General features: G+C 52.9%; 9 protein-coding genes and 7 pseudogenes. 13 read left to right on the top strand and 3 right to left on the bottom strand.

What is annotated here, in order from left to right; all coding sequences use genetic code 11:
• Window positions 1–259: 259 nt before the first annotated feature.
• Window positions 260–1,594 carry a tetratricopeptide repeat protein gene (locus GS605_RS09790; protein ID WP_171723855.1) on the bottom strand — a complete coding sequence of 445 codons (1,335 nt, stop codon included), beginning with the start codon at window positions 1,592–1,594 and terminating at the stop codon, window positions 260–262.
• A gap of 99 nt (window positions 1,595–1,693) precedes the next feature.
• Between GS605_RS09790 and GS605_RS09785 the strand changes: the two genes are divergently transcribed.
• The 10 genes and pseudogenes from GS605_RS09785 to GS605_RS09740 all read left to right on the top strand — a co-directional run bounded on the left by GS605_RS09785 (window position 1,694) and on the right by GS605_RS09740 (window position 10,620).
• On the top strand, window positions 1,694–1,912 hold the full coding sequence (locus tag GS605_RS09785) for a hypothetical protein (RefSeq protein ID WP_171638341.1): 219 nt from the start codon (window positions 1,694–1,696) through the stop codon (window positions 1,910–1,912).
• A gap of 25 nt (window positions 1,913–1,937) precedes the next feature.
• The gene (gntH, locus tag GS605_RS09780) at window positions 1,938–3,404 is read left to right on the top strand and encodes a guanitoxin biosynthesis MBL fold metallo-hydrolase GntH (RefSeq protein WP_216600148.1); all 1,467 of its coding nucleotides are present in this window, start codon (window positions 1,938–1,940) and stop codon (window positions 3,402–3,404) included.
• Window positions 3,405–3,418: 14 nt separating this feature from the next.
• Window positions 3,419–4,399: a GTP-binding protein gene (locus tag GS605_RS09775; RefSeq protein ID WP_171723854.1), complete on the top strand. Its 981-nt coding sequence runs from the start codon at window positions 3,419–3,421 to the stop codon at window positions 4,397–4,399.
• A gap of 165 nt (window positions 4,400–4,564) precedes the next feature.
• Complete coding sequence (locus GS605_RS21050) at window positions 4,565–5,362, top strand: transporter (RefSeq protein WP_171723853.1); 798 nt, start codon at window positions 4,565–4,567, stop codon at window positions 5,360–5,362.
• A 1,113-nt stretch (window positions 5,363–6,475) separates the two neighbouring features.
• A pseudogene (locus tag GS605_RS09765) lies at window positions 6,476–6,592 on the top strand (IS5/IS1182 family transposase); the annotation flags it as partial.
• Window positions 6,593–6,757: 165 nt separating this feature from the next.
• Window positions 6,758–7,171 (top strand): DUF2141 domain-containing protein, encoded by a 414-nt coding sequence (locus tag GS605_RS09760; RefSeq protein WP_171723852.1) that lies wholly within the window; start codon window positions 6,758–6,760, stop codon window positions 7,169–7,171.
• A 4-nt stretch (window positions 7,172–7,175) separates the two neighbouring features.
• On the top strand, window positions 7,176–7,766 hold the full coding sequence (locus tag GS605_RS09755; RefSeq protein ID WP_171723851.1) for a TetR/AcrR family transcriptional regulator: 591 nt from the start codon (window positions 7,176–7,178) through the stop codon (window positions 7,764–7,766).
• 489 nt (window positions 7,767–8,255) lie between these two features.
• Window positions 8,256–8,759 (top strand): annotated as a pseudogene (locus tag GS605_RS09750) (DUF1501 domain-containing protein); the annotation flags it as partial.
• Window positions 8,760–9,198: 439 nt separating this feature from the next.
• Window positions 9,199–10,098, top strand: a complete 900-nt coding sequence (locus tag GS605_RS09745; RefSeq protein WP_171638351.1) for a sterol desaturase family protein — start codon at window positions 9,199–9,201, stop codon at window positions 10,096–10,098.
• Between the two features lie 15 nt (window positions 10,099–10,113).
• Window positions 10,114–10,620, top strand: a complete 507-nt coding sequence (locus GS605_RS09740) for a DUF2141 domain-containing protein (protein WP_171723850.1) — start codon at window positions 10,114–10,116, stop codon at window positions 10,618–10,620.
• Between the two features lie 9 nt (window positions 10,621–10,629).
• Here GS605_RS09740 and GS605_RS09735 read toward each other — a convergent pair.
• Window positions 10,630–10,740: pseudogene (locus tag GS605_RS09735) on the bottom strand (IS5/IS1182 family transposase); the annotation flags it as partial.
• Between the two features lie 10 nt (window positions 10,741–10,750).
• Between GS605_RS09735 and GS605_RS09730 the strand changes: the two are divergent.
• Window positions 10,751–11,158, top strand: a pseudogene (locus GS605_RS09730) (transposase); the annotation flags it as partial.
• Window positions 11,159–11,295: 137 nt separating this feature from the next.
• Window positions 11,296–11,628 (top strand): annotated as a pseudogene (locus GS605_RS09725) (transposase); the annotation flags it as partial.
• 67 nt (window positions 11,629–11,695) lie between these two features.
• Here GS605_RS09725 and GS605_RS09720 read toward each other — a convergent pair.
• A pseudogene (locus GS605_RS09720) lies at window positions 11,696–12,056 on the bottom strand (hypothetical protein); the annotation flags it as partial.
• Between the two features lie 12 nt (window positions 12,057–12,068).
• On the opposite strand from GS605_RS09720, the pseudogene GS605_RS09715 reads away from it, so the two are divergent.
• A pseudogene (locus GS605_RS09715) lies at window positions 12,069–12,401 on the top strand (DDE-type integrase/transposase/recombinase); the annotation flags it as partial.
• Window positions 12,402–12,441 lie beyond the last annotated feature (40 nt).

The raw sequence follows: 12,441 nt of genomic DNA, 5'->3' as shown, positions 1-12,441 counted from the left end.
ATGGTCCTTTGCGTTGCTCGATCACGCAAAGGGCCTTCCTAAGGAACCTTGGGTTCCATGCGGCCTTTTTGCTTGGATTCTCGCGAACGTCTGCGACGCGCAGAATGCGGGCTTTGCAAATCTGCAAAGCCCATCCTCAATCGACAGACGGCGTGGTCTGGCTCTATCACCGATTTTATCAACGCCGTGTGATTTAAAAGCGGAATTATATGAATAGAATTTGACGCTCGTTTCTAGGCAATAGGCGCGATACGTTTCGTCAGTATCTACTCAGCGTCTCCAGTATTATGTTCCGCGTATTGACGTCGTTGTGGAAAATCCTGCCGGCGAGAAACTCGGACGGAAACTCAGGCCATGTCCTGCGCATTTCAGTGACGAGCCGTCGTGCTTCTTCTGAATTTCCCAACTGATCATACGCAACGGCTTGGAATAAGAGCGAAGGCGCACTGACTGGCGCTCCGGCAGCTGGCGCTCCCTGAAAGGCTTCAACAACACTTTCGTAGTTCCCGAGCATTAGTTGTGAAACGCCCCAGATGTTTCTCGCACCAAACCTACCAGATCCTGATTTGGGTCTCTCTGGGTTGCTAACCTCGGCAGCAAGTTCCGGGGCGTTAGCCAAGATGGCGGTCATACCTGCAACGTCGAGAATATGGCCATCCTTCGGCGCCAGTTCGACGGACATTCTAGCGTATTTCAATGCCTCGTTTGGCTGGTTTTTGACAGCCAGCACCCAACCATTTGCGCCGTTTGCCCACGCATCAGAGGGGGACAATTCAAGCGCTTTTCCAGACATTTCCGAGGCTTGATTGAAGAGATCATCCCTTTGTGCTTCATCCGGCGACAACACCGCCAGGATCGCCAAGACCTGGGCTGATCCGGCATAGCCGTCGGACAGACCCGGGTCGAGTTCCCTAGCGTACTGGAACATTCCCAGCGCTATTTGCTGACGCTTGACATCAAAAACGGGGAAAAACATGCCGCGGGCTTGATCCGCAAGGTTGACCGCCTGGAGTCGTGTCAATGATTGTTCACCAAGCGCCACACGTTCTGCTTGTTCGATGGATCGAGTTGTTGGCACAACCTCCCTGCTATCCTGGCTCATCCAGATGCCAAGCACAGCGACCAATGCAAGAACACCCAGTCCTGCATGCAGCAGTTGCCGCGAACGCCAACGGCCTACTGGATTGTCGCTCTTCAGCTCACTTGATGTGCGGTCTTCGATTGTAGGTTCGAATGAAAACCGCGGCTTGTATCCGCCGGGGTCAACAAAAATGCGAACTCCATTGCCGTCCCAGTGATCTTCGTAGAACTGATGCAAAAGACGACGCAGCCGCCTTGCCTCAACGCGAACCAGGTTTTGACCACCAGTACCATCTATGCGCCGCCCATAGACCTCAACAGCGATAGCTTTGCCTCTAATCTGATTGCTTCGACCAGATAGAGATTCCTCGACTATATAGGTGAGAAATTGCGTGAGTCGTGGTGAAGCTCGAAACCCGTCGCTTGATACGATTCGGCTCAGAGCTTCCCGAATGAGTTCCGGAGAAGGCTGCCCAACATGTTGATTTATTGTTAAATCGTTGGATTTGTTCAATGTCAACTCACCCCCAACTCACGGTGACTCACTTGGCCTTTGCGGTCAACCGCACTCATCTTGATTTGAGAATAGATAGTGGGTGTCGGGACTTTTCCAGTGACGGTCGACCTGATTGAAGAAATTCCAGAACTTTCTGATGTGCTGTCGGGGCGTATCGGAACGGATGCGCTACTCGGCGAGGTCATCGAAGACCTGAAGAAAGCATCTGCGTTTTCGAAAGACGCATCGATCTCGGCCTTAGAGCGCGCCGAATGGGCCCACATCAAATCTGAACTCATCAACGAGCTTCGCCGGATGTTGAAGCGCAACCTTTGAGATACTTCCAACTGAGGACCAATCCATGACCAAGGAAGACAATATAAAAGACCAGGACGACAAACAGGTTCGGGCATCAGATCAAATTGAAGACCCGTCGCGGCGGAGTGTTCTTAAGGGCTTGGCAACTGGAGCGGCTACGACAGGGGCAGCTGGGTTTGCGGCAGGAAGTGCCGAGGCCCACGAAGGAGGCGGTCCACTGGGAGAAACACTCAAGAACCCATATGGTGGTCGACCCGCAGGCGGCATCTCTTTGCCAGAGTACTTCCGTCCTACGAAGTACATGACTGGTTCAAATGCGAACTATTTTCCGCTTAGTGAGGAGTTGGGGCCAGATGAGATGCGCATCTCATTCTGCGGCTCAACACCATATCCGCCGCGCGAAGATCAGGCGGGTACTTGTATCATGGTGGAGTTGGGGAATGGAAAACGGTTCTTCTTCGACTTTGGGTCCGGTTGTGTCCGCAACATCATTGCGATGCAAGTGCCTGGGCAGTTGATCAACGATATCTTCATCTCTCATTTGCATGTCGATCACTACGCCGACATTCCTTATATCTATCCGTTCCGGGCTTGGTCTGGAGGGTATACACCATTGCGCATCCATGGTCCCTCTGGTCGGACACCCGAACTTGGCACAGCTGGAATGGTCAAAGGCATGCAACAGATGCTCAAATGGCATCTGGAGGCCTTTGATGTGTTCCCGATTGGGGACGGCTATGAGATCGAGGTCAACGAGTTCGATTTCCGCCAAGAAGGTGGCATCGTTTATGACCAAGACGGTGTGACTGTTCGGTCCTGGCCGCGCAGTCATGCCAAGGACGGCGCAGTTGGTTATCGGCTCGATTGGAACGGTCTGAGCTTTGTATGGACCGGCGATGGACGCCCGGATGAGCTTTCACGGAAATACGGCGAAGGCGTTGATGTCTTTGTAACCGAAATGTCGGGACAGGATATTGGTCAGTTGATGACTTACAAATACGGTATCCCACAGGAATTGTTTAATTACACAATCGATACGCATCATACCTCCCACTATGCTGTGGGTAAGCTCTTTGCTGACACAAAGCCGCGTTTGGGGATGGTGACGCACTATACGCAAGACGAAGACATCGACGCTGAAATGCTGGCAGGTATTCGCGCCCATTACGACGGCCTTTTCCAATGGGGTCTCGATGTTGCCGTTGTTAACGTGACTAAGGATGCGATCTGGTATCGGAAAGCCGCATTGCCCGGAAAATCTGGCACAGTTCCGCCATTCCGCGAACTGGCTGCGGCAGCAGAGGCCGGGCGCATCGAGCTTCCAGAGGAAGTTACTTTGCCGAACCCAAGGCTTACCCGAGCGGATCAGCAAGATCAGAAGTATCGAGATATGGAGATCGATCCACGCGAATACTACCCAACTGACGTTTTCCGAGCACCCGGCGGGGACTGGCCGCAGGACTTTACCATCAAAGTTTCGGATGTAATCGGCTCGCGTGATGAAGACTGAGAGGAGGTCGAACAATGATTGAATTTGGTTCGACTTCTGCGATCCCCGTAACGATCCTTACCGGCTTTCTTGGAGCCGGTAAGACTACACTTTTGAACCGGATCCTAACAGGCAATCACGGGTTGCGGGTTGCGGTTCTTGTAAATGACTTTGGATCCATAAACGTCGATGCAGACTTGGTGGTCGGCCTCGAAGATGACGTCATGAGCCTCGCGAATGGGTGCGTTTGCTGCTCGATCCGAGATGACCTGATCGAAACGGTGGAAGCCGTTCTCGCCCGGCCTGAGAAACCGGAATACATCGTCCTTGAAGCAAGCGGAGTGTCGGATCCGTCATCAATTGCGATGACATTTACCGATCAGAAGTTTCGGGACATGATCCGCTTGGACAGCCTTATGTGTCTGGTTGATGCGGAACAGCTTTTTGCTGCGCCGGAACAAATGGAACTGAAGCTCCGTCAAATCGCGTTCTCAGATATGGTTATTTTGAACAAAGTCGATCTTGTCGACAGGGCCGCTGTTCAAAGGGTGCACGATTGGCTCGGGTCTCGCTTCCGTCGCTATCGTTTGGTCGAAGCTGTCAATGCGGACGTCCCACTGGATATACTTCTTTCAGTCGGTCGCTTTGCCGCCGAACAGCTACAAACAGAAATACCCGATCATCATGAACATGGCCCCGACTGCGGTTGCCGCCACGCTGATCATTCAGACAGCTTTTCAACAACTATGATGAAAGCTGAACACCCCATAAGCCTATCCTCTCTCCGCAGCGCTATTCGGAAGCTTCCCGGTGATGTCTATCGTCTCAAGGGTTTTGTCTTCAGTGAGGAGGATCCGGATCATCGCATTCTTGTTCAGGTCGTTGGAAAACGTATGGACATCGCACGGGATGGAACATGGGGTGACCGCAAACCCGAAACAAGGCTTGTCGCGATAGGCGCACCGGGGGCCCTCTCCGAGGATGTGCTTTCGGATACGCTTATGGAGACAGTCTGAAAGCCATGTTCGATCAAGTATTTTGGCTATAAGTCAACCGTGCTGGATAATTTCATCCAGTTCGGCGGCGGCGGACTGTGAGTGGGCCATTGACGTCATTGCCAACCTGGCGATCTCAAGTGCAAGCCACCCATGAGAAAACGGCCAGCTAAGAGGAGACCGCCTATGAACCTCAGGTTGCTACGCTGCTCCATACTTGCCGGGATTGGTGCCCTTTCTGGTACTGCGTGGGCAGAGTCCCAGGAAGAAGAACTAGCAAAGCAACTTGCTAACCCCGTGGCCGCTCTCATTAGTGTACCATTCCAGCTGAACTATGATCAGAATTTGGGTGCCGACAGAAATGGTTCGCATTGGATATTAAACGTACAACCGGTTGTTCCCTTTGATCTTTCGGATGATTGGAACCTCATATCCCGAACAATTCTTCCAATTGCGTCCATAGATGGTGGCCTGCCGGGTTCTGGATCCGAGACTGGGCTAGGAGATACTGTTCAAAGCTTATTCCTTTCGCCCAAAAAACCAAGTGCGGGCGGTTGGATCTGGGGGGCTGGCCCCGTTTTTCTGCTGCCAACGTCGACAGATAACAGCTTAGGTCTCGGAGAGTGGGGTGCTGGAGTTACCGGCGTGGCACTCAAACAGCAGGGTCAGTGGACATATGGTGGCCTGACAAATCACATCTGGGACATTGATGGTGATACCGACATCAACCAGACGTTCTTACAGCCATTTATTTCCTACACAAATTCGAACGCATGGACGTTCACATTAAACACTGAGTCCACCTACAACTGGGAAACCGATCAATGGTCTGTGCCAATCAACGGTGTTGTCACCAAAGTTACCCAATTCGGGGATCAACTTATCAGCGTAGGCGGGGGAGTACGCTACTGGGCCGACGGCCCAGATAGTGGACCTGACGGTTGGGGCGTAAGACTTGTAGCTACCTTGCTATTTCCCAAATAGTTGAGCCCTTCCTGAGAGAATACCGCTTACGGTTATCGCAGCGAGAACTTCTTTCAGGAATTTCTCTTAAGAAACAGGCAAACTTTCTGCCCGGCTTGCTTACTTTCGGACATTGAGACCAACCGAGACGGATTGGGAATTGGCGCAGCAAGCATCAATTGGACATTTAGCCCGGTTCGAACCTGTCGATATCATAGCGTGCCTTTGGTTCGAGCGCGCAAGGCAACAAGCAATGGTGCGAAGATCGACACTTCGCACTTGAAACCTAACATTGGGGATCTTGAGGACATCTTGGCGCACTCAAAAACTCGAAGACCTTCTGAACTTCAAGGTTATGTGGAGAAACGGTTGGAAGGTCATATGGTATCGAGCTGGATGGATAGCCAGCCGATTGATCTGGCGAACCGTTCTACCGAGATGCTTCGGGCATGCGTTGAGTTTGGGGCTCATACCGCGTTTTCGAAGCTAAACGAAGACAACTGGGATCACGCCGCTAAGGTAGGTTACGAGTTCACATCGAGGGGCGAGAAGGGAATTCGAAACGGCCTGAGATACCTATTGAATAGCTCTGAAAAGAACCAATCGCAGTCCGGGCCGCAGGGAACATTCGGAGGGCTTTTTCACTGGGTCTAGGCCGAACGCGGTGTTAAGCACATCGGACCTTTCAAAGAGGTTTTTCGGGAGTTCATTTTGGACAACGTCCGAGTAGAGCTAGGTACGTTGCTATTTGGCTCAGTGGTAGATCAAGCGAGGGTTCACTCAGTAGCGTCGCTTGCCAGAAAGTATGCTCTGCATCCGAAAACGGTTAGGAGTGCTTTGACAAAGTCCGGACTGCTTCGCGGCCCAAACGACCACTTTTCAATGCGTCAAACCGCTCGCGTCTAGCAAGCTGAGAAATTGATCAAAAAATTGGTCCGAGCTGTGCCTGTAGCTAAAATTCCGGATTACATCGAGTGCAAGAGGGCGCAGGCGCAGCAATAGTTGAAAGCAGGGATTCTTGAGCCGGTTGTAGATGATGAACAGAAATTTAGCGGTCGCCACAAGCGCCGCTACAAACGACGCAACCGCCCCTCTCGTGACATTGCTGTGCAATGCACTGCCGGGCAGTGATACGAGATCATGTTCGGACGCCTGAAGGATTGGCGGCGTGTGGCAACCCGATATGACAGATGCCCAAAGGTATTCCTTTTGGCCATCGCTCTAGCAGCTACCGTGCTGTTCTGGCTGTAATTCAATGAGTCTGGAGCCTAGTTCGTGTGTGGGAGAGTGTGGAAACCAACGTTCTTATGATCGATTTGAATGTTCAGGGGTTTGGGATTGCAGTTTGCTGTCGCATTTGAGAATTAATCGTGCTTCACCTATGTTCGCTTACACTTGGCAGCTTTCGGTGATCTGATGCGATTTTTGAGATACACGGCGATGACAGCCTTTTTAGCCATTGCAAACAGCTCTTTTGCTCAACCCTCCAATAACGCACCATTTCTGACTACTGTTGAAGGCCTTCGAAACGGAAATGGAGTAATCATCGTAGCCGGCTTAAATAAAGCTGACGCATTTGAGGCAATGGACGTAACCAATGCGGCAGCGATGGCACAGATACCGGCGTCCGGCTCAAAGACCGCCTTCACGTTTCATTATTTACCCCTGGGAGACTACGCTTTTGCCGCTCTTTACGATGAGGACATGGATGGTGACCTGGACATGAAGGTCCAGGTCCCGACCGAGGGCCTGCCTCCAGAATTCAAGGATGTTGCTGTCTTAGCCGGTGGAACCGCTCAGTCGTCATTGCGGCTGAAATATTGGGATTAGAACAATGGGACGCCCTTCAAATCGCGATGAGCGCTATGGTCAGGTCATGGAGGCGTTTGTGCGCTGTGTCGCACGGATGGGCCTGGATAGTGCCACCTTGAGTGCGATTGCAAAAGAGGCGGGGTTGACCCGCCCACTGATCCGTCACCACCTTGGCAACCGGGATGAGATGATCGTGGCCTTGCAGGATTACGTGTTGGACCAGTTCAACAGTGCTGCGAACGAATTGGTTGCCGCATTGCCGGATTCAGAGCCCGCGCATGCCTTGGTGAACTACCTATTCTCTGATCAGTCAGATTCGTCACCCGATCTGGTTCTGGCATTTGCGGCTCTTACGGCTCGGGCCAAAGAGGATGGTGAACTCAGAATAAACTGCCGGGCTTCGATCCTTGGATTTGAAGCGCAGGTTACTGAGGTTTTGCAGCGGAACTATCCCGGGGCTTCAGAGGTCAACACCCAGCGCGCAGCGCATGGCATAGTGGCGCTTTACTTCAACACGGCATCGCTTGCTGCCTTGGAGATGCCGGCAGAGTGGGTGAACCAGTCGAAGGCGATGGCAATTTCGCTATGTGAAAATCTGGCAGACCCCGCATAAAACGCAGCCATTCCGCAAACTACATTGTGTTCGCCCTGCTGATGACCTCGATTCTCCTGGGCTATCAATTTCTTTGGGGTCTGTTGTTTCTATATTGGAGCGTCCTTGGCATATCGTCTGGACAAGCTTTCTTGTGGACCGATGTCTGCATGGCAACTGAGCCGGTCCTGTTCTGGTGTATCCAGATCGCCAGGGTTGTGCTGGGTTTTTTCATGCTGCCGGGCGACTTCTTTCCATCGGTGGCTTAACTTTTCCAGAAGAGGAATGCACCCAATGTCAAACATGCTTTACCCCACTCAATGATCTGCTGAATGACAGTTTCAATCGTATGATGTCAGCCGATCAGTCCGGAGATCCCTTCAGGGAAACCTACCTGCGCCTGACGCGAAACGCCCAGGCCCAGCACGAGACTTTCGCTGCCGCCACCAAGGGCATTGAGGCCCCGGGCAGGTTCCCTGAAACTGACCTCGCACAGCAACTCAAGATGGTGGCCGCACCATCGCCGCCTCTGATCGTCTCGGGCTGGAGCAGCAGACTTTTTTTGTGCGCTACATCGGCTGGGACCATCATGATGAGTTGCTTGAAACCCATGCCAGCATGCTTGCCGTGTTGTCCCAAGCTCTGGGCGCCTTCCAGTCCGCGCTCGAAGACATGGGGCTGGCGGACAGGGTTGTCACCTTTACCGGTTCCGATTTTGGCCGCACGCTCACATCGAATGGCAACGGATCGGACCACGGTTGGGGCGGCAATACCTTGGTGATGGGGGATCCCATTGTCGGTGGCCGAATTTTCGGTGACTACCCTGTCCTGGGGTTGGGCGATGACAACCCGCTGGATGTGGGTGACGGCGTGCTGATCCCAACGACTTCTACCGATCAGCTCTATGCAGACCTTTCTCGTTGGTTTGGTGTTCAGGATGCGGCCCTAACTGAGATACTCCCCAATCTACGGCGTTTTGCGGCTCCGGGCGAACGACTTGGGTTGATTGGGTAACACCATACTTTCAAGCGGTGATCGCATGAAATGCCCCGCAATGATCGTGGCATTCGTTTGACCGCAGGCGGCCAAGTGTAAACACTTGAATGCTTGCTCGCTATTGGTTCTGAAGGCGTCGGCTCCCACGATCGAGACAACAACTTCGTCCAGATGCCATTCGTCATCGAGATTGCCATCCGACCGGGGATGGTTCGTTCTGGTGAACCCCCGTCCGAAGTTTCCGGCCCGGGCTGTATTATATATTGCGAAACGACGATGCTGTGCTCGGGAAGAAGATCTGAGCTCGAGAGCGGCCAAACCCTTTTCTTTATTAAGCAGCGTTTTCCTGCGGTGAATGCGTTTTTAAACCAGAGCTTCATTTGTCGAGCGGTCTACTTGACATGGGTCTGAAATCCATTACTTGTCACAAAAGACAACTTATTAGGAGGCGATGAGAATGGAACTCCTCAACACGTACATTAGCGACTTTCAGCTCAACTATTGGGAGACAATGATCGACGAGTGGTTTTTCGTCTTTGCAATAGGTTTCCTGATCTTTGAGCTTGTACGCTACGCCATAGGGAAAAAGCTTAGCTTCGAGATGGTTGGGGACACGGTCACCAACTTCATCACTCTTGGCTTTTTCATTGCGATTACCTTTGTGCTGATGGCCGGCTTTTATGTCGGAGCGTATGTCTGGGCGTCGCAATATGCTGTGTTCGACATTCCCACGACATGGGCGTCGTTCCTGATTGTGCTGGTTCTTGCGGACCTTGCCTATTACTGGGAACACCGAATCCTGCACCGGATCAATATTCTGTGGGCCACCCATTCGGTGCATCACAGTTCACCTTTCTTCAACATCTCGGTGGCTTACAGGCATGGTCCGCTGGATGGCTTCTGGCCCGTCTTCTTCCACCTGCCGTTGGTTCTTCTCGGCTTCAATCCCTTCGTTGTTTTGATTGCGGAACTTCTGGTGCAGCTCTACCAGACGGCGCTGCACACCGAGGTGGTTCGCAAGCTTTGGAAGCCCATTGAGTACATCATGAACACGCCGTCGCATCACCGTGTGCACCATGGGTCAAACCGCAAGTACCTGGACAAGAATTATGGCGGGATCTTCATCATCTGGGACCGTATGTTTGGCACATTCGAAGAGGAGAACGAGGAAGTCACCTATGGTCTGGTTACGCCCATCAATTCGGTGAATCCGTTTGTGGCGTTTTTCCACGGCTTTACCCGTGTCTTTCGCGATGCGTGGCGTATGCCGGGTTTCCGGAACAAGCTGGGGGTTCTGTTCCGTCCGCCCGGCTGGCAGCCCAAGAAACAAGACGCCAAAACTTCGAACCACTCTTAAGGCGAGGACCAAGCCATGCCGTCCAACTCAAAACGCATCTTCGGGGTTCTGGCCACAGCCGCCCTGTTTGTTGGCGGAGCCTGGGTCGCCTCAGGTCTTCGCACCGACATCGCCGTGACCTCGGCCTCTTCGACAGGAACGCCTTCCGACTATGGGCTGGTGATCAACCTGCGCGGCGCACGCAGTGACAAAGGTCAACTTGTTGTCATGGCTTTTGATAATGCTGCCGCCTTCGACATACTGGATTACAACGCAGCCGCTGGCTTTATCGCGCTTCCGGCCAGCATGGAACCGCAACGCGTGGACTTCCCTGATCTGAATGCCGATTACTATAGCGTTGTGGCCTACCATGACGAAAATGGCGACTATGAGATGGGTTTTGACGAAAACTGGATGCCAACGGAAGGTCATGCTGTTTCGGGAATGAATGACCTCTATGATGATCCTGTGTTTGAATATTCACTGATCAGCCCGGGCATGCCGGTGGATTTGGTTTTCTTCTATTGGCCAGCGCAATCCTAGGGTCAGGATTCATAACCAATAGATGACGAGTGCGGCGAGTGCGATGGCCGAGAGGAACACCTTTGGTGATCGGTCATAGCGTGTCGTCACGCGTCTCCAATCCTTGAGCTTGCCAAAAATCCCAGAAGACATGGAAAAGATCGCAGTCATGGGCATCGACATCGGTAAAGACACAAGCCACCTCGTCGACTTTGGTCATGCAGGCCGGCGCGTTTTGCGCAAGAAGATTAAGCGGTTAGAACTAACGCCGATCTTTGAGAAACTTTCGCGTTGCATCGTTGGGATGGAAGCCTGCATGAGCGCGCATTTTGTCAGCCGACTGCTGCGAGAGCTCGGTTTTGAGCCTCGGATCATCCCAGCGATCTATGTGAAGCCATTCAACAAGGGACAAAAGAACGACTACAATGATGCGGAGGCAATTGCAGAAGCAGTGATGCGTCCAAACCTGCACACGGTCACTGAGAAGAGCCAGGACCAGTTGGACCTGCACGCAATGCACCGGGTTCGTTCCTGGCTGGTGGCGCTGCGGACTGCCACGTGTCGGACGTCAGCGCCAATGGGACAGTTTAGGTCGATTTGATAAGAGAGGGTTTCTGGCACATCGTAACCACCAAGGAGCGGAGATGATATAGGTCAAAGCGTTTAGCATTTGATCCAGTGGATCAAATGTAGCGCATGACCGGAACGTGTAAGAGCCACGGCGAGAAGGTCGTCAAAGACATCCTCCGCGCCACCCGCAAGCAGTATTCAGCGGAAGAGAAGATCAAGGTCGCACTGGACGGCCTGAAGGGCGAGGACAGCATTGCAGAGCTGTGTCGCCGCGAGGGCATAGTGCAGAGCCTCTACTACAGTTGGTCCAAGGAGTTCCTGGAAGCCGGCAAGAAACGTCTGGCAAGCGACACGGCACGTGCTGCGACATCGACCGAGGTCAAAGGCCTGCGCTGTGAGGTCCGCGATCTGAAAGAAGTTGTGGCAGAACAGGACTTGGAACTGCGCCTGCTCAAAAAAAGCATGATCGCGCCCTCTCGGCAGCATCCTTCGGATGCGCTTGCTGGGCAGTGAATCAGGCGTCCACGCCCCCCTTTTTGACGCCCAAACTGGTCGTTGTGCGGTGCGCCTTCAGGTAGGTCGCGTCCACTGCCCGGCAGTCGAAACGCAGTTTCGATGAGAGGAGATCATCACGGCCTTATCTTCGCCATGCTTAGCGGCCAACCCGGCCATCATCCGGGCGAAGATGCCCTTGCCGCTCCACCGTTTCCAGTGGTTGTAGCGCGTTTCCCGGGCTTACGCGGCCCCACTGGGGCCACAGTCCCCTTCAACTGTGCGGGCCGTATTCCTTCGGCGCATCGCGCCAGCGCAAACCATTGCGATTAATGAAGACTATTCCGCTCAACACCCGCTACCTGGGCGTCGGTCAGCCAAAACAGATCAGACATGTTCACCGCTCGTTCTTCGCCCGCGCACGTGAGGTTAACGGTTTGCCGCGCAAGATCGTCATCGACAAAAGTGGTGCCAATACAGTTGGCATCACGGCAATCTACAAGATGCTCAAAAGCTTTGGTTGCCCGATCCTGATTGAGACGGTCAGGCTGAAATACCTCAACAACATCATTGAACAAGATCACCGCTTCATCAAGCGAAGAATCAGACTCATGCTGGGGTTCAAATCACTCGTTTCAGCCGCATCTGTCCTGGCAGGCATAGAATTGGCAAACATGATCCGCAAAGGTCAATTTGCGTCCGGGCGTCGTCCGTTTCAGCAATTTATCCAGCTGGTGGGGTATTCGCCTCTCAAGTTTCGTCTATACAACTCTCAAAGAA

This window comes from Ruegeria sp. HKCCD7559 (assembly GCF_013110575.1).
GTDB lineage: Bacteria > Pseudomonadota > Alphaproteobacteria > Rhodobacterales > Rhodobacteraceae > Ruegeria.
The sequence above is the reverse complement of the archived record's forward strand: the minus strand, read 5'-3'. Positions and strand labels throughout refer to the sequence as shown.